The sequence below is a fragment of the Streptomyces sp. NPDC026500 genome (genome assembly GCF_055567635.1).
Genome location: NZ_JBVHQB010000006.1, coordinates 289,982 through 306,883, shown reverse-complemented (window position 1 = coordinate 306,883; position 16,902 = coordinate 289,982). Strand labels below are relative to the sequence as shown.

Sequence of the window (16,902 nt, the reverse complement as noted above, 5' to 3'; positions counted from 1 at the left end):
CCGACAGCCACCGAACCAACTCCCCTGAGAGTAGGGCCGGTTGCCCATCGTGCCACGCGCGCCGGGGCGATCGCCCGGATCCACTGGGCCGGAGCGTGACCGGCGCCACGTTCCAGGGCCGTACGATGGCGCGGTGCTGGTCAAGTGGATTCGCTGCACCGTGGTCGATCGCCGCGGTTTCGAACGCGGGCAGCGGAAGTGGGCGGGGCTTCTGGGGGAGCCGGGTTTCCGGGGACAGGGCGGAGGATGGAGTGTGGGGCGGTCCGGCGTCGCGCACATCTTCTCCTTCTGGGAGAGCCGCGCCTTCTACGACTCCTTCATGGCCCGGTCCCATGACCGGCTCGCCGCCGCGCAGTCGGGCACTTTCAAGGACTCCCAGGCCAAACTGTTCGACTACCGCTTCGACGTGAAGACCGGCTTCGAGCCGCGCTTCACGGACTCCGACGTGGTCCGGGTCGCGCACTGCCGTGTCCACGAGGACCGCGCCGAGCACTTCGCGCTCATGCAGGAGAAGGTCTGGAACCCCGCGATGGCCGGTTCGCCCGGCATGATCCGGGGCATGTTCGGCGAGGCGCCCGGCAGTGAGTTCCTGGTCCTGTCCATGTGGCAGTCGGCCGCCGAACACGGCAAGTACCGCGCCGAGCGGGTCGAGAGGCTGGCGCTGCGTGCCCAGATCGAGGCCGACATAGCCGCCCTCGCGGGCGACATCGTGCAGTTGGAACCCGGCTGGATCGTCTGACGACACCCTCCCGCCGGGGTCCTGATGCGCGGGAACTGTGTGACCTGCGCCGTATGCGGCCCGTACGACTGCTCGAACAGTGCCGACACGATCTAGGGTCTTGGCATGGCACGACCACGGCGCATCGTCCTTGTCCGGCACGGCGAGTCGGTGGGCAATGCCGATGACACCGTGTACGAACGCGAGCCCGACCACGCTCTGGCTCTCACCGAGACGGGGTGGCAGCAGGCGGAGGACACCGGCAAACGGCTGCGCGAAATCTTCGGCAGGGAGCGCGTAAGCGTTTACGTCTCCCCGTACCGCCGTACGCACCAGACCTTCCGCGCCTTCCACCTCGACCCCGGGCTCGTCCGGGTGCGCGAGGAGCCCCGACTGCGGGAGCAGGACTGGGGCAACTGGCAGGACCGTGACGACGTACGTCTCCAGAAGGCCTATCGCGATGCGTACGGGCACTTCTTCTACCGGTTCGCGCAGGGCGAGTCCGGTGCCGATGTGTACGACCGGGTCGGCGGCTTCCTGGAAAGCCTGTACCGGAGCTTCGAGGCGCCCGACCACCCGCCGAACGTGCTCCTGGTGACCCATGGCCTGGCCATGCGGCTGTTCTGCATGCGCTGGTTCCACTGGACGGTCGCGGAGTTCGAATCGCTCTCCAACCCGGGGAACGGAGAGATGCGGATGCTCGTTCTGGGGGAGGACGGGAGATACACCCTCGACCGTCCCTTCGAGCAGTGGCGTGATCCGGAATCGTACGGAGCCACCGGATAGAGTGGCAGGGCGATGATCGCTGACTCCTCTCCCGACCGGCGCTTCGAGCGCGCCCTCGCCAGCCTGCGCGGACTCGCGGTGGGGGACGCGCTGGGCTCGCAGTTCTTCGTGCCCGCGAACTACCCGCTGCTGAAGCGCCGAGAGCTGCCGCCCCAACCCTGGCAGTGGACCGACGACACCGAAATGACCTGCTCCGTAGTCGCGGTCCTGGCCACACATCACCGCGTCGACCAGGACGAACTGGCCCGTTCCTTCGCGGAGCACCACGACTTCGACCGGGGCTACGGCCCGGCGGTCAATCGGCTGCTGCGGCTGATCCGGGAGGGTGGCGACTGGCGCGAGCTGGCGTCGGCCCTCTTCAAGGGACAGGGCTCCTGGGGCAACGGCGCCGCGATGCGGATCGCTCCCCTGGGCGCCTGGTACGCCGACGACCCGGAGCAGGCGACCCACCAGGCGGAGATCTCCGCCTATCCCACGCACCAGCACCGTGAGGCCGTGGTCGGTGCCATGGCCGTCGCCGCGGCCGCCGCGCTGGCCGCCGACCCGGCGGGCCCGCCGAGCGCCGAGGCCCTGCTCGACGGCGTCATCGCGCTCGTACCGCGCAGCGCCGTGGGCGCCGGGCTGCGGCGCGCCCGGGACATGCTCGACTACGGGGACGCGGCGACCGTGGCCGCGGTCCTGGGCTGCGGACGGCGTACGTCGGCTCACGACACCGTTCCCTTCGCCCTCTGGTCGGCCGCCCGCGCCCTGGGCGACTACGAAGAGGGCTTCTGGGTCACCGCCCAGGTCGGTGGCGACGTGGACACGACCTGCTCCATCGTGGGCGGTGTGGTCGCCTCCGGGAAGGCGGGGGCACCCCCCGGGGCGTGGCTGGAAGCCACGGAGACGCTGCCGGAATGGCTGCCGGGGCTCGCGTCCGGGCGTACGGCCGGCGGCGCGTAGGGCGTACGCCAGAGGGGTTCCCGGGCCGCTGAGCCGTGGGCGGCGCGGGGGCGTGGCGTCGGGCCGGCTCGAGAGGGGCCTGGGCAGGCCTCGGGAGGCCGTTGCGCGGTCGTTCCCGGGGGCAGTCGCGCGGTCGTCCCGGAGGTCGTCGCGCGGTCGTCGGGCGAGAGGCTCTGGGCTCTGTCACAGGCTTGCTACAGCCCCGCAGCCCCATCGTGAGCGGCTGTGCCCGTGGATACCCTGTGCGCCACGCCCGCCCGTTGATCATGGCGGGCGTGTGCCGACGAGACGCCGGTCGGCAGCCTCCCCGCCGCAGTGGCGCGTCGTGGGCTGCCCGGCGACCGGCTGGGAGGGGATCCCTTGTCCGACATACCGTCCACGCCCGAGCCCGGAGACGAGGCATCGGCGCAGCGGAAGAGCCCGGAGGCGAGCAAGGAGATTCCGGAGGCCGAGAAGCGGCTTCCGGAGGCACCGGAGCCGGAGGATTCCGCGGATCCGTCCGCACCGGGATCCACGGGGCGGCCAGGCCCCGAACCCGACGCCACCGCGAAGGCCGCCGCGTCGGGGGGCGAGGATGAGTCCGGGGGCACGAAGGTATCCGGGGCCGAAGAGCGCGAGGTAGGCGCCGCCCGAGCGGTCGGCGGAGGCGTGAAGCCCCGGGCCGGGGCAGCGGGACGGGGCGGCGGAGCCGTGAAGCCCCAGGTGCAGGCCGCTCGGTCGCTTCACGGAGGCACCGGCGGGGCGTACCCGTCGCCCACCCCGGCGCCATGGTCGGCCGATCTTCGGTTCACGTCACCCGCCCCGGTGCGCACCCCCACGCTGTGGGCCGTGCTCGCGACCGGAGTGCTGAGCATGCTGCTCCTCGACGGCGGTCTGGCGATCAACCTCCTGCTCGTCGCACTCCCCGCCTCGCTCGCCGCGTACTTCTCGGGGCGGGCCGCGGGACGCTCCACGCGCGTGTGGAGCCTGGTCTGGGGCATCGGCGACATCGGCCTGCTGACCGTGCCCGCTCTGCGGGACGCGGACTGGCCGTCGTTCCTCGCCGTCGTGACGGCGATCGCGCTCGGATCGCTCGCGCTGAACGGCGGACGCACGTGGCCCGCGGTTCTGCTGGGCCCCATCGGCGTGTTCAACTCCTTGGTCACTGGTCCCGTCTGGGGCTGGCGCGGGCTGCGGGAACGATTCGGCGGTGCCCGTCGCAGCCTGGGTGTCGGGCTGCGCGCGCTCGTGGTGAGCGCGGTCCTGCTGCTGGTCTTCGGCGCGCTGTTCGCCGGAGCCGACGCCGCATTCGCCGATCTGCTCGGCGACCTGGTGCCGGACACCTCCGTCTCCGGCGGACCCTGGCGTGTGGTGCTTCTGGTGTTCGGCCTGGTCGGAGCGCTGGCCGTGGCCCACACAGCAGCCGCGCCGGTGCGGTGGGACCGGGTCGTCGTGCCCGCCGGACGTCCTCGTAACCGCGTCGAGTGGGCCCTGCCGCTGATCGTTCTCACCGCACTCTTCGCGGCCTTCAACGCCGTTCAGCTCGCTGTCCTCTTCGGCGGTTACGACGCCGTACTGAAGAAGACCGGCCAGACGTACGCCGAGTACGCGCGTCAAGGCTTCTGGCAGTTGCTGGTCGTCACGCTGCTGACCCTGCTCGTCGTGGTGTTCGCGTTGCGCTGGGCGCCGCGGGACGACGCGAGCGACGGCAAGCTGGTGCGGGGTGTGCTGGGAACTCTGTGCGGCCTGGCGCTCGTTGTCGTGGCATCCGCTGTGCGACGTATGGACATGTATGTGGAGGCCTATGGGCTGACACGGCTGAGAGTGTCGGTGGTGGCCGGGGAGCTCTGGCTGGGCCTGGTCATCGTGCTCATCATGGCTGCCGGTGTGTGGGGCGCCCGCTGGCTGCCCCGCGCCGTCGCGGCCAGTGCTGCGGCCGGCGTGCTCGCGTTCGGGCTGATGTCGCCCGACAGTCTGGTTGCGGAGCGCAACGTCCAGCGGTACCAGGACACGGGCAAGTTCGACCTCCTGTACGCGCGTGACCTGTCTGCCGACGCCGTACCCGCCCTCGACAAGCTCAAGGAGCCGATGCGCTCCTGCGTGCTGAAATCGATCGCCGACGACCTGGGCAAGGACGACGCGCCCTGGTACGCGACCAGTTGGGGCGAGGTCCGAGCCCGGGACATCCTCCGCGACCGCCCGCCGGTCGCGTCCACCGACTGGAGTGTGTGCAGCCAGTTGGTGAACGCCCTCACGTATCGCTGAGCGGCTTCCCGCCGGCATGTTCCGCGGACGACGGTCTGGTTCGCGCGGCCTGTTCCTTGGGCGGCGGGTGTGGCTGGCGCGGGCTGTTCCTTGAGTGGCGGGTCCGGGTTCGTAGGGTGTTTTCTTGAGCGGTGGGCCGGGCTCGCGCCCGCGCCCGTCGCCCCAGGCCGGTGCGCCGTGACCCCGGTGCGCCATGTGCCTGTGTTCCGTTGCTTCGGCATGGGCACCCGCCTTCGGCTTCGTATCACGGACGGCCGGACCGTGGGCGCCGTCGGTCTCCCGGACCACGGCCGGGCCTTCCGCGGTTCCGTCCTCAGCCCGCGGCGGGTCCCGCCGTGCCGGCGAGAGCGTCCAGGTCGCTCCTGCGGACCCTGATCACCAGCGCCGCGGTGATCAGGGCGAGCAGGGCCATCGCCGCCGCCGGCACGAAGGCGGTCGAGATGCCGTGGGCGAGCACTTCATGGCCCCAAGGGGCGGGCAGCTGGTGGGTCTTGGCGAACTCCGCCTTCTGCTCGGCCGAGCCGTCCGCCAGGAACTTCGGCATCTGTGTCTTCGCCTCGTCGCGGCTGGCCGCACCGAAGACCGTGGTGAGGATGGACAGACCGAGCGAACCGCCCACCTGCTGCGTGACATTGAGCAGACCCGAGGCCGCGCCCGCCTCGTGCTGGGCGACACCGGAGACCGCGGTCACCGTCAGCGTCACGAAGTTCAGGCCCATGCCGAAGCCGAACAGCAGCATCGGGCCGAGGACTCCGCCCGCGTACGAGTCGTCGGGGCTGATGAAGGTCAGCCAGCCGAGCCCGAGTGCGACGAGGGTCGAGCCGGTGACCATGAACGGCTTGGGGCCGAGCACCGGCAGGAACCGCTGCGAAAGCCCCGCGCCGACCGCGATCGCGACCGTCACCGGAAGGAAGGCCACACCGGCCGAGATCGGGCTGTACCCCAGCACGTTCTGCACGAAGAGAACGATGTAGAAGAACATGCCGAACATCGCGGCGGCGAGGCTCAGCATGATCAGATACGTGCCCGAACGGTTGCGCTCGGCGAACATCTTCAGCGGGGTGATGGGTTCCTTCGCCCGCGTCTCGATGATCCCGAAAGCCAGCAGCAGGGCCACGGCCGCGCCGAACGACCCGATCGTGAGGCTGTCCCGCCAGCCCTCCTCCGCGGCGCGGATGAAGCCGTACACCAGGGACGCCATGCCGGCCGTCGAGGTGAGCGCGCCCGCGATGTCGAAACGTCCTGGGTGGCGCCGGGACTCGTTGATGTACATCGGCGTGAGGACGGCGATCAGGATGCCGATGGGTACGTTGACGAAGAGGACCCACCGCCAGTCGAGCCACTCCGTGAGCATGCCTCCGGCCAGCAGGCCGATCGCGCCGCCACCGGCCGAGACCGTCGCGAAGACGGCGAACGCCCGGTTCCGCTCCGGTCCTTCGGGGAACGTGGTGGTGATCAGGGCCAGCGACGTCGGCGAAGCGATCGCGCCACCGACCCCCTGCAGGGCGCGCGCTGCCAGCAACTGCCACGGTTCCTGGGCGAGTCCACCGAGCAGCGAGGCGAAGGTGAACAACAGGATGCCAGTCATGAAGACCCGGCGCCGGCCGAGGATGTCACCGGCCCGGGCGCCGAGAAGCAGCAGGCCACCGAAGGTGAGGGTGTACGAACTGACCACCCATGTCAGGTCGGTCGTACTGAAGTCGAGGGCGTCTTGAATGTGCGGGAGCGCGATGTTCACAATCGTCGCGTCGAGTACCACCATGAGTTGGCAGGCCGCGATGACGGCGAGCGCGATACCGGGATGCCCTTCCCGGCGGGCCGCACCTGGTTCGGTGTCCTTAATCAACTGAGAGGTTGTCACTATGCTTCCCCCACAAGTGCGTTAGTGAACGCCCGCGTTCACTGTCGCGTCAACGGTAGTGAGTCCCCGTCAGTGAACGCAAGCGTTCACTGAAGTCGCTGCCCGGCAACGTCGGTCCGATCGCCCGCTCCTCCCTGCGAAAGCCCGAACTCCCCGAATTCCGCTCCCCTGTACGACGGAGACACTCTGATGGTTACTTCGCGCTGGACGGCCGCCCCCGCTCAGGCGCCCCCCTCGCGCCGGCGCGGTGCCGTGCTCGAGCGCGCCATCCTGGAAGCCGCGCTGGAACAGCTCGGCGCGGTCGGCTGGAACGGCCTCACCATGGAGGGCGTGGCCGCGCGCGCCCAGACCGGCAAGGCCGCGGTCTACCGTCGCTGGCCGTCCAAGGAGGACCTGGTCGCTGACGCGCTTCAGGCCGGACTGCCGGACCTGACGGAGGCTCCCGACCTCGGCGGCGTCCGGGAGGACCTGCTGGAAGTGTGCCGACGCGTGCGCGAGGCGATGTTCTCGCCGCCGGGAATCGCCCTTCGCTCGGTGCTTCACGAATGCGATGTGACGCAGGCCGAGCGCTTCAGTCAAGTGATCGTCGGCGGGGTCGTCGAACCCACCCTGCGTCTGCTCCGCGAGGTCGTTCATCGAGGCATCGAGCGGGGCGAGGTGCGTTCCGATGCCGCGAACTCGTATGTCTTCGACGCCGTCCCGGCGATGATGATGTACCGCTCCAAGGTGTGCGCGAGTGAATGGAGTGATCTGGATCTCCAGGAGATGATCGACCAGATGATGGTTCCGCTGCTGGGGGTGCGGGTCGGCTGACCGGCGCGCGGGGGTCGCCTGGCCTGCCTGTGCGGGTCGGCTGACCGGCTCCGGGGCGGGCTGCCCGGCGGCTCGGGGAACCTGGGTGTCGCGAGGGGCTCCCGGCGGCGTAGTCTGAGGACGCCATGCCGTACGAACCCCCCACCCACACCGTCGAGCGCTCCCTCCGCGCCACGACCGGAGCGAAGGTCATTGCCGGTGTCGACGAGGTGGGGCGCGGTGCCTGGGCCGGCCCCGTCACCGTCTGTGCCGCCGTCACCGGACTGCGCCGCCCGCCCGAAGGTCTCACCGACTCCAAGCTCCTGACCGTCAAGCGCCGGACCGCGCTCGCCGTGGAGTTGGAGAAATGGGTGACGGCGTACGCCCTCGGGCACGCCTCCCCGGAGGAGATCGACCGGATGGGGATGACGGCCGCTCTGCGCCTCGCGGCCGGACGCGCCCTGGAGGCCTTGCCGGTCCGCCCCGACGCGGTCATTCTCGACGGGAAGCACGACTATCTCGGCGCTCCTTGGCGGGTCCGTACGGTGATCAAGGGCGACCAGTCCTGCATCGCCGTCGCGGCGGCCTCGGTGATCGCCAAGGTTCAGCGCGACAAAATGATGGCCGAACTGGGTGTCGGCCATGCAGACTTCGGCTTTGCGGCCAACGCCGGGTACCCGTCGCCGGTCCACAAAGCCGCGCTGGAGGAGCGGGGACCCACCCCGTACCACCGGTTGTCGTGGGCGTATCTTGATGCGCTGCCCCAGTGGCGGCACCTCAAGAAAGCCCGCAGCTGGGCGGACGGAAACGTTCCGGAGATCGAGGGCCAGCTCGGCTTCGACTTCTGACGATTCCGTTCGCACTCATGTGCCACCCGCCGGGGCGAGTCGCACCGGCGTTTGATAGATATCAGCTCATGCCTCTCATTCCCGAGGAGCCTCAGATTCACGAGAGTGCCCAGGGTCCCCGCGTCACTCCGGCCAGTGGCCGAACCGCGCCGACCCCTCGCCCCGTACCCGGTCCCCGTCCCGCGGCTCCGCCGCGTCCCGGCCGTCCGGGTCCTGTCCGGCCGATGCCGGCCCAACGCACCCCGCGCGAGCCGGTCGTGGCCACGCCGGGACCGTCCGTCAAGGCGGCCGCACCCGCTGTCGCCGCCCCGCAGATCCAGCTCGTCCCGGCCTCGGCCGAGGGTGCGCTGGACGCCGCCGAAGAAGCCGTCGACCTGCTGCTGGAGTCGGGCCGCGCTCCCGGTGAGGTGCTGGTGATCACCACCGGCGATCCGCACCCGTGGGCCGCGCACGAACTCTCCTTCGGCGAGGCCGCGTACTGGGCGCAGCACGACGCCGGCGACGACGTCTTCTACGCCGACGCCGCTGCCGCGCGCCGGGCCGCTTCCCGTCCCGTGGTCGTGGTCGCGGTCAACGGTGGTTCCGGCGAGACTGCCGCCGCCGCCCTGCCCCTGGCCCTCGGCCGGGCCGCTGCCCTGCTGATCGTCTGCGGCGACCCGCAGCAGATCAACTCGGTCCTGGCCGCAGGCGTCTGAGCGCGTTCCGGACCCGGTCCGGAACGCGCCCGGCGCGACGCCGAGGGTGCCGCCACGGCGGCACCTGCACGGTGGTCGCTTCGGCGTACCCGTAACGCGTCCACGACCGGCAGGCGCTCTGCCCGCCACCCGTTCGTGTGGTGCGAGGCGCCTTGATGCGCGCGCCCGCCCCTTGCCTGCGGAAACTCCCGCTTCGCCTGCGGAAACTCCCGCTCAAGGGTGGCGTCACGGTCGGAGACCGACCTCATTCCGTGTCCGCCTTCGGCGTCCGCCGCCTGGAGTGGCATGGGTGTATTGGCTGGCATGCCCGTAACCACCCGGCCGCAGCTCCTTGCCCATGGGCGCCCTCTGGTGACCGAGGGCCTGGGTGCGCCCACACGCCCGAGCCGTGCCGTGCGTGGCCTACCTGTGCATGAGTCGTACGGCCCTGGAGCGGGCCCGGTCACACGTGCGCGGCCCGCCTTCCCCGGGGCGGGCCGATGCCTCGCGACTCGTCCGCTTCTCAGCGTGCGGCTGCTCGGCTTCTCAGCGGGCGGCCGCCCGGCGCATGACCTCCGACGCGACGCCTCCCGTGCGGGGCAGGGGCGGCAGCACCTCGCCCACGAAGAACTCCGGCGGTGAGTCGGAGTTGGGGCGGCGTCCGCCGCGGCCCTCGCCGAGAACCTGCCAGCCGTCACGCGTCAGGGTGATGTACGCCCCGCACCGCAGTCCGTGGAGCGTGCAGGCATCCCGCAGTCCCCACATCCAGGCCCCGTCCTCCTCCGTCCAGCGCGCGTCACCGTCCCGGCAGTACAGCAGCACGGCCGTGCGCGCGGGAGTGCGGCGCCGCAGGTCGTGCGGGATGACCCGGCGCAGCTGTGCGAGCAGCGCGTTGCGGAACATCCAGCCGTCGGCCGGTGCCGGACGCCGCGTGAAGGAGGCGCTCGCCATCAGTCGCTCGTCGTGGTCGAGCACCGCGACGACCGCCGTCGACGGTCTGGGCCGGTGCCGAGCGTGGAGGCCGCTCACGACCTCACGGGGATCGCGCAGAAGCGGAATTCCGGCCGAGGCCCATTCGGCGGGTTCCAGCATGCGGGTCAGTGGATTGGTGGAAGCGGCGGACAGGTCGGGAGACGTCGACATGGATGCCGCCGAGGACGGAGCGAATCCGAAGGTCACGGTCCTCCCTTCGGCTACGTGCCCATACAGCGGGCGGGGTCGGACTTGGGGGAATGGCACGCCGCAGCAGAGCCCTACCGGACCACGGGCAAACCGTGCGGGGAGCGGACCTCAATTCTTCCTGGCGAACTGGGTTGCGGCAACGAGCAATTGGGACCACAGACCGTTTTCAGGCGATTAGCGTCCTATATACCTGCCGGTGTTTCGAATCGCGACACGCGTGTCACGCCTGCACGGCGAGGACCAGCGGCAACACTGCCTGGGCACCCGCTCTGCGAAGCATCCGCGATGCGACCGCCAGCGTCCAGCCCGTCTCCGTGGCATCGTCCACCAGCAGCACCGGACCAGCCGCTTCCTTCAAGGCTTCGGCCAGCCGCGGCGGCACGGTCAGGGCCCCGTCCAGCGCCTTCAGCCGCTGAGCGCTGTTGCTCCGGGCGATCTGCGCCGCCTCGCCGACGTACTCCACCGAACCCAGCAGCGGCAGCCGGCCGATTTCCGCGATCCGCGCACCGAGCGACTGGATCAACTGCGGCCGCGACCGCGAGGCGATGGTCACCACGCCGACCGGGCGTGGCTGCGCGTCGGGCTGCCCGGAGGCCCAGCCGCCGGGGCCTTTCGCCCAGTCGGTCAGGACGCCGACCACGGCCTTGGCGACATCGTCCGGAACGGGTCCGTCCGGGGCCTGCGGGGCGAGCATCGGCCGCAGCCTGTTGCCCCAGCCGATGTCCGAGAGCCGTCCCAGGGCGCGCCCCGGAGCGGCCTGTTCGCCGGCCGGGATACGTCCCTTCAGCTCGACGCCGACCGACGCCAGCCCGGTCGGCCACATCTTGCGGGGCTCGACGTCGACTCCCGCGCGGCCGAGCTCGCCGTTCGCCGCGTCCAGCGCGGCGGGGGACACGGTCGTCCGGAACCGGCCGCCGGCGCAGTTGTCGCAGCGCCCGCACGGCGCGGCTCCCTCGTCGTCCAACTGGCGGCGGAGGAACTCCATTCGGCAGCCGGTCGTCGATACGTAGTCCCGCATCGCCTGCTGCTCCGTCGCCCGCTGCTTGGCGACCCAGGCGTAGCGCTCGGTGTCGTACGTCCAGGGCGAGCCCGTGGAGATCCAGCCGCCCTTGACCCGGTGCACGGCTCCGTCCACGTCGAGCACCTTGAGCATGGTCTCCAGGCGGGACCTGCGCAGGTCCACCAGCGGTTCCAGCGCGGGCAGGGAGAGCGGGCGCTCGGCGCGCGCCAGCACGTCCAGGGTGCGCCGCACCTGCTCCTCCGGGGGGAAGGCGATCGAGGCGAAGTACTCCCAGATCGCCTGGTCCTCCTTGCCCGGCAGGAGCAGCACCTCGGCATGCTCCACACCGCGTCCCGCGCGTCCCACCTGCTGGTAGTAGGCGATCGGGGAGGAGGGGGAGCCCAGGTGCACCACGAATCCCAGGTCCGGCTTGTCGAAGCCCATGCCCAGCGCCGACGTGGCGATCAGGGCCTTGACGCGATTGGCGAGCAGGTCCTCCTCGGCCTGCTGGCGGTCGGCGTTCTCCGTCTTCCCGGTGTACGACGACACGGTGTACCCGCTCTGGCGCAGGAACGCGGTGACCTCCTCGGCCGCGGCCACGGTGAGCGTGTAGATGATGCCGGAGCCCGGCAGGTCGTTCAGATGCTCGGCCAGCCAGGCCATCCGGTGCGCGGCGTCCGGCAGCCGCAGCACGCCGAGGCTCAGGCTCTCCCGGTCGAGGGCACCGCGCAGGACCAGCGCGTCGGTGCTCACTCCGGTGCCCAACTGCTCGGCGACATCTGCCGTCACGCGCGCGTTGGCCGTCGCGGTGGTGGCCAGCACCGGGGTGTCGGGCGGGAGGTCGGCGAGCATGGTGCGCAGGCGGCGGTAGTCCGGCCGGAAATCGTGGCCCCAGTCGGAGATGCAGTGCGCCTCGTCCACCACCAGGAGGCCGGTGGCCGCGGCCAGCTTGGGCAGCACCTGGTCGCGGAAGTCGGGATTGTTCAGTCGCTCCGGACTCACCAGGAGGACGTCGACCTCGCTCGCCGCCACCTCGGCCTGGATGCTCTCCCACTCCTCCGTGTTGGAAGAGTTGATCGTCCGCGCGCGGATTCCGGCTCGGGCCGCCGCCTCCACCTGGTTGCGCATCAGCGCGAGCAGCGGCGAGACGATCACCGTGGGCCCGGCGCCCAGCTCGCGCAGCAGCGCGGTCGCGACGAAGTACACCGCGGACTTGCCCCAGCCGGTGCGCTGCACGACCAGCGCTCTGCGCTTGTCGGCCACCAGCGCCTCGATGGCGAGCCACTGGTCCTCGCGCAGCCGCGCCTCGCCCGCCCGGGCGCCGACCAGGCGTGCCAGGACGGCATCGGCAGCGGTCCGGAGGTCTCCGCGGGCGGCGTCGGGTGCGTTGTCAGTGACTGCGGGTCGCGGGTCTTCGTTGGTCATGGCTCCATGCAACCCGATGGGTCTGACAAAGCGCGAACGATCCGTCGAGCTGTGGACAACTTCTGGCGTGATCATGGTGACGGTTATCCACAGGCCCAACCGGAATCTCGCGATCCGCGGGATGGTCACCGCATGACGAATCACGACGAAGCGACCGGCACGTCCGGCGACGAGAACATCAGCGCGGTCGGTGGATGCGGCTGGAACCCCGGGCGCGATCGATCCGGCGGCGAAGGCGATCACAGTGGCCGGAGCCGGCCCGGCGCCCGTGCCGGCGACAGGTGGGAGGGTCCGGGCGGCGGGTCCGGCGAGGGATGGGACGGTCCGGGCAGCCGGTCCGGAGGCGAGGGCCGGGACCGGACGGACCGGCAGGCCGACCCGGAGGTCCCCGGCGGCACGGCCATTCCCGGCGGGCTGCACCACGGGACGGGTCTAGGCCGCGCCGGCGACGACCAGCTTGCGGGCGTCGCGGGCCTCCCGGGCGGGGAGCATCAGGTGACCCTCCGTACCCCGGCAGAACTGGCCGACGCGCTGCCCTATCTCCTCGGATACCGCCCCGAGGACAGCATCGTGCTGGTCGCCCTGCACGACCGGGAGCGGCGGGGCCGGTTCGGCGGCCGGGCCCGCCTCGGCATCCCCGCCCACGCGGAGGACTGGCCGTCCGTCTCCGACCAGCTGGCACAAGGGCTGGTGAAAGGGAGCGAGCGCCGAGGCGCCCGCCCCGAGAGCATGGTCGCGTACCTCTGTCAGGAACCGGGGAACGGCGAATCGGGGCTGGAGGTCATGGAACGCCTGCGCCCGCTCGCGCAACTGCTGCGGACGGCCTGCGGACGCCTCGACGTACCGGTGATCGAGGCTCTCTGCATCTCCGACGGCCGCTTCTGGTCGTACACCTGCCCGGGACAGGGGTGCTGCCCGGCCGACGGCACGTCGATGGGGCTGCCGGGGACGTCCGTCCTCGCCGCCGCCGCGACGTACGCGGGCCTCCAGGTGCGCGGGTCCCTGAAGGACCTGACGGCCAGGCTGCTTCCCTGGGAGTCCACCGCCGCGCTGGGTCAGGAGGTGGCGCTCGACACGGCCAGCATGGCCCTCGTGCCGAGGATCCTGGACGACGGCAGCCGCGCGGAGGTGGCCGAGGAGGCCCTCGCGCTGGCCCGGCGGATCAGGGACCGGCTCGCAGCCGCTCCCCCCGTGTCCGGCACACGTCCGTCGGACCTGCGCGACGACGGACTCCTGGAGGACGACGAGGCCGCCACACTGATCCTCGGCCTCCAGGACCGCACGACCCGTGACCGTGCCGCCCAGTGGATGGAGGGCGACGAGGCCGCCCCGGCGCTGCGCCTGTGGCGAGCACTGGCCCGTCGCTGTGTCGGTCCCTACCGAGAGCACGCCGCGGCACCCCTCACCCTCGCGGGATGGGTCGCCTGGTCCATGGGCGACGAACTGGAGGCGCGAGAGGCGCTCGCCATGGCTCTCGGCGCCGATCCCGACTATCTGTTCGCCCGCCTTCTCCACCAGGCATGCAATGAGGGCTTGGATCCGGAATCCGTCCGACGCTGCCTGCGCGCGGAGCGTACGGGCCATGGCTCGACGGCCGGGGAGCAGCCGACCGATTCCGCCGCGTCGCTCAGGGCGGCCGACCCGACCCGTTCTGCCCATGCAACGGACAGCCCACCCCCGACGCCTGCCACTCGGCGCCGCCGCAGGCCCGCCCGACCGCGAACGGCGGAAACCGACCGGGCCGGCGCGGCCCCGGGACCGCGAGTGCCCAAGGGCGTCGCCCGGCGGACGATGCCTCGACGGCCGGTGACCGACCGGGGCGAGGGGCGGACAGGGCGGACGATCGGCTGAGCGCGCGGGGCGACAGCGGTCGGCGGGGTGCAGGGGAGGACAGGTGAGTGGCTGTTACACAGCACGGCGGGACGGGTCCGGGATGAAGACCGGCCGGCCCACTCGGCCGAGGCCGGCCGGGATTCCCGACCCCCCGAAGGCGGACCGCGTCCCGGTCCTTCCGCTGCCGACCGGCGGGATTCCCGGCGGCCACGTCATCTTCTGTGCGTTCGGCCTCCGCTCGGCGGGTGCTCGTGAGACCGGCGGGCGGTCCCACCGCCATTCGGTCGTCTTCCCGGGGCAAAGGCGTGACCCAGGACAGGGCTGCCCCGTTCACCTGAGTGGCGGAATTCGTGGCCGGATTGCGCCGCCGCAACGCCCGCGACCCTGCGGAGCCCCCACCAGGAGCCGAGCGCGCTCCAGGCGCACCGAGCGCGGAGGAAGCCACCCCATGCCCTTGCCCCATCCGTCCTCGGCCCCCGACGACGGCCGTCCGTCCGGGCGCGAGTCCGCCCAGTCCGTCAGACGCGGGGGCGCCCCGGCGGCCCCGCGAGCGGGCCGCGACGCCGGTGCGCCCTCCATCCCGGGAGGGCGCGGCCCCAGCGTTCCCAGGACGTCCCTTCCCGTGCCGGGCCGACCGGCGGACCTGCCGCCCGCCCACACCACCCTGATCTGTGTCGCTCTTCCAGGACTGGTGATCTCCGCGGAGGAGGGACAGCTGACCGGCCGTGGTCTGGAGGGCTTCTACATGGCGGGTCGGCGGATACTGTCCCGCTGCCAGGTCCGGGTCGCGGGTCGGGAACCGCTCGCGGTGCAGGCTCGGATGCTCGCGGCGGACCGGGCCCGCTTCGTGGGCACGCTGCGTGCTTCCCCCGACGCAGGCCCGGACCCGGACGTGGTCGTCGAAAGGACACGCCATGCGGACGGCACCGAGCTGATCACCCTGCGCAGCTCGGCTTCTCGGGCATTGCGCCTGCCCGTCGAGGTCGCCCTCGGGACGGATCTCGCGGAACTGGGCGACGTCGCCTCGGGCCGGGCGGGCACCGAACTGCAGGCCAGCGTCCACGCCGCCGGCCTGCGCTGGTCCTGCCCGACGGGATACGTGACCGTCACCGCCGACCCGCCGCCAACAGACGCCCTGGCATCGGCGGGACTGCTGCGCTGGGAACTCGAACTGCCGCCGGGCGGCACCCTCACCGTGGAACTGCGCGTCCGGCCGGACGGTCAGGGACCGATCAGAGCGGTGGGCCGCGGCTCGGCGAGCCCGTTCGCCGAGGCCCGGGTGCTGAGTGACGAGCCCGGGGTCGAAGCGCTCCTGCGCACCTGCGTCGATGACCTTCGGGCCCTGCTGCTGCGCGACCCCGGGCATCCGGCCGACACCCACCTCGCGGCGGGAGCGCCCTGGCGTTGCGGGCTGGCGCCGGCCGAGGCACTGGCCGCGGCCCGGATGACCTTGCCGCTCGGTACGCGTCTCGCCGCGGGCACGCTGCGCACCCTCGCCCGCACCCAGCTCGCCGGTCCGGGACCGCGCTCCGGACTGATTCCGGGACCGCTCCGGGACAGCGGGCCACACCTGCCGCCCGGATGCACAGCGACCGAGGCGACGCTGCTCTTCCCCGTGCTTCTCGCGGAGGCCCGGCGCTGGGGACTGGCCGAGCGGGAGGTCGAGGAGCTGCTGCCCGCGGCCGAGCGGTGTCTGGACTGGCTGCGGACCACGCTCGGAGCCAACACGTATCTGCCCGACCCGCAGCCGGGCGGACCGCTCCGCTGCGAGACGCAGGCGCACGCGCACCGTGCGGCGCTGCTCGGCGCCGATCTGCTCGACGCGCACGGCCGGACGGGCGGCACGGGGCTGCGCCAGTGGGCCCAGGCGCTGCGGACGGCGTTCCGTGACGACTTCTGGATCGAGGACCGGGCCGGTGGCCGCCCGGCCGGGGCCCGCACCCCGGACGGGCGCCTCGTGCCCCAGCTCGGTTCGAGCACCGCCCATCTCCTCGACACCGGTCTGCTGGGCTCCGGAGAGCTGGCCCCCGGTCTGCTCGACAAGGCGCGGACCGAACAGCTCGCGCGGCTGCTCGGCGGCCCGGCCATGGACTCGGGCTGGGGGTTGCGCAGCCTCGGGGCGAAGGAGGTGGCGTACAACCCGTTCGGCCATCGCAGCGGGGCCGTGCGCGTCCAGGAGACGGCCGTCGCCGTCACCGGGCTCGCCGCCGCGGGCCATGAGACGGAGGCCGCGGCACTGCTGCGCGGCGTTCTGGCGGCGGCCGAGTCCTTCGGCAACCGGCTGCCCGAGATATACGCGGGGGAGCAGCGCACGCGGGGGAGCGCCCCGCTTCCCCATCCGGCCGCCTCCCGGCCCGCGGCCACCTCCGCCGCCGCCGGGGTGCTGCTGCTCAGCTCCCTGGCCGGGATCCGCCCCGATGTGCCCGAGGGAACCGTGACGCTGCGCCCGTTCCGGGCTGCGCCCCTGGGCGAGATCGCGCTGACGGGCCTGCGGATCTCGGGCGCCCCCTTCTCCGTACGCGTCAGCCGACTCGGTCTCGCCATGGTCGAGGAGGCCGACGACGGACTGCAGTTGGGGATGTGACGTCGTGGGAAGC

Annotated in this window: 12 protein-coding genes; 9 read left to right on the top strand and 3 right to left on the bottom strand. The window is 72.0% G+C overall.

The window, feature by feature from the left end; all coding sequences use genetic code 11:
* Positions 1-133: 133 nt before the first annotated feature.
* The 4 genes from ACZ4N5_RS14240 to ACZ4N5_RS14225 all read left to right on the top strand — a co-directional run bounded on the left by ACZ4N5_RS14240 (position 134) and on the right by ACZ4N5_RS14225 (position 4,690).
* Positions 134-739, top strand: coding sequence for a YdbC family protein (locus tag ACZ4N5_RS14240; protein WP_356784454.1), 606 nt, complete (start codon positions 134-136; stop codon positions 737-739).
* 105 nt (positions 740-844) lie between these two features.
* Positions 845-1,504 (top strand): histidine phosphatase family protein, encoded by a 660-nt coding sequence (locus ACZ4N5_RS14235; RefSeq protein WP_467757370.1) that lies wholly within the window; start codon positions 845-847, stop codon positions 1,502-1,504.
* Positions 1,505-1,516: 12 nt separating this feature from the next.
* Positions 1,517-2,446, top strand: coding sequence for an ADP-ribosylglycohydrolase family protein (locus ACZ4N5_RS14230; RefSeq protein ID WP_467757369.1), 930 nt, complete (start codon positions 1,517-1,519; stop codon positions 2,444-2,446).
* A gap of 804 nt (positions 2,447-3,250) precedes the next feature.
* A complete protein-coding gene (locus ACZ4N5_RS14225) occupies positions 3,251-4,690 on the top strand; it encodes a DUF4153 domain-containing protein (protein ID WP_467757368.1) in 1,440 nt (479 codons plus the stop codon).
* Positions 4,691-5,003: 313 nt separating this feature from the next.
* Here ACZ4N5_RS14225 and ACZ4N5_RS14220 read toward each other — a convergent pair whose 3' ends face one another.
* The gene (locus ACZ4N5_RS14220) at positions 5,004-6,551 is read right to left on the bottom strand and encodes an MFS transporter (RefSeq protein ID WP_467757367.1); all 1,548 of its coding nucleotides are present in this window, start codon (positions 6,549-6,551) and stop codon (positions 5,004-5,006) included.
* Between the two features lie 189 nt (positions 6,552-6,740).
* Here ACZ4N5_RS14220 and ACZ4N5_RS14215 point away from each other — a divergent pair, with 189 nt between their 5' ends.
* The 3 genes from ACZ4N5_RS14215 to ACZ4N5_RS14205 all read left to right on the top strand — a co-directional run bounded on the left by ACZ4N5_RS14215 (position 6,741) and on the right by ACZ4N5_RS14205 (position 8,886).
* The gene (locus tag ACZ4N5_RS14215) at positions 6,741-7,364 is read left to right on the top strand and encodes a TetR/AcrR family transcriptional regulator (RefSeq protein ID WP_467757366.1); all 624 of its coding nucleotides are present in this window, start codon (positions 6,741-6,743) and stop codon (positions 7,362-7,364) included.
* A 125-nt stretch (positions 7,365-7,489) separates the two neighbouring features.
* Positions 7,490-8,191: a ribonuclease HII gene (locus ACZ4N5_RS14210; protein ID WP_467757365.1), complete on the top strand. Its 702-nt coding sequence runs from the start codon at positions 7,490-7,492 to the stop codon at positions 8,189-8,191.
* 68 nt (positions 8,192-8,259) lie between these two features.
* Positions 8,260-8,886, top strand: a complete 627-nt coding sequence (locus ACZ4N5_RS14205; RefSeq protein ID WP_467757364.1) for a hypothetical protein — start codon at positions 8,260-8,262, stop codon at positions 8,884-8,886.
* A 525-nt stretch (positions 8,887-9,411) separates the two neighbouring features.
* Here ACZ4N5_RS14205 and ACZ4N5_RS14200 read toward each other — a convergent pair.
* Together ACZ4N5_RS14200 and ACZ4N5_RS14195 are read right to left on the bottom strand one after the other, a co-directional pair.
* Positions 9,412-10,044, bottom strand: a complete 633-nt coding sequence (locus ACZ4N5_RS14200; RefSeq protein ID WP_467757363.1) for a hypothetical protein — start codon at positions 10,042-10,044, stop codon at positions 9,412-9,414.
* 223 nt (positions 10,045-10,267) lie between these two features.
* Entirely contained in the window at positions 10,268-12,472 is a 2,205-nt protein-coding gene (locus ACZ4N5_RS14195; RefSeq protein ID WP_467757362.1) for a RecQ family ATP-dependent DNA helicase, read from the bottom strand.
* Positions 12,473-12,604: 132 nt separating this feature from the next.
* Between ACZ4N5_RS14195 and ACZ4N5_RS14190 the strand changes: the two genes are divergently transcribed.
* Positions 12,605-14,323 (top strand): DUF4192 domain-containing protein, encoded by a 1,719-nt coding sequence (locus ACZ4N5_RS14190; protein WP_467757361.1) that lies wholly within the window; start codon positions 12,605-12,607, stop codon positions 14,321-14,323.
* A gap of 604 nt (positions 14,324-14,927) precedes the next feature.
* Complete coding sequence (locus tag ACZ4N5_RS14185; protein WP_467757360.1) at positions 14,928-16,889, top strand: glycogen debranching N-terminal domain-containing protein; 1,962 nt, start codon at positions 14,928-14,930, stop codon at positions 16,887-16,889.
* Positions 16,890-16,902 lie beyond the last annotated feature (13 nt).

What these genes read in the sequence shown, in the direction of transcription:
- ACZ4N5_RS14235 (WP_467757370.1), top strand. Translation starts at nt 845, where the DNA reads ATGGCACGACCACGGCGCATCGTCCTTGTCCGGCACGGCGAGTCGGTG.
- ACZ4N5_RS14230 (WP_467757369.1), top strand. Translation starts at nt 1,517, where the DNA reads ATGATCGCTGACTCCTCTCCCGACCGGCGCTTCGAGCGCGCCCTCGCC.
- ACZ4N5_RS14215 (WP_467757366.1), top strand. Translation starts at nt 6,741, where the DNA reads ATGGTTACTTCGCGCTGGACGGCCGCCCCCGCTCAGGCGCCCCCCTCG.
- ACZ4N5_RS14210 (WP_467757365.1), top strand. Translation starts at nt 7,490, where the DNA reads ATGCCGTACGAACCCCCCACCCACACCGTCGAGCGCTCCCTCCGCGCC.
- ACZ4N5_RS14205 (WP_467757364.1), top strand. Translation starts at nt 8,260, where the DNA reads ATGCCTCTCATTCCCGAGGAGCCTCAGATTCACGAGAGTGCCCAGGGT.
- ACZ4N5_RS14195 (WP_467757362.1), bottom strand. Translation starts at nt 12,472, where the DNA reads ATGACCAACGAAGACCCGCGACCCGCAGTCACTGACAACGCACCCGAC.
- ACZ4N5_RS14190 (WP_467757361.1), top strand. Translation starts at nt 12,605, where the DNA reads ATGACGAATCACGACGAAGCGACCGGCACGTCCGGCGACGAGAACATC.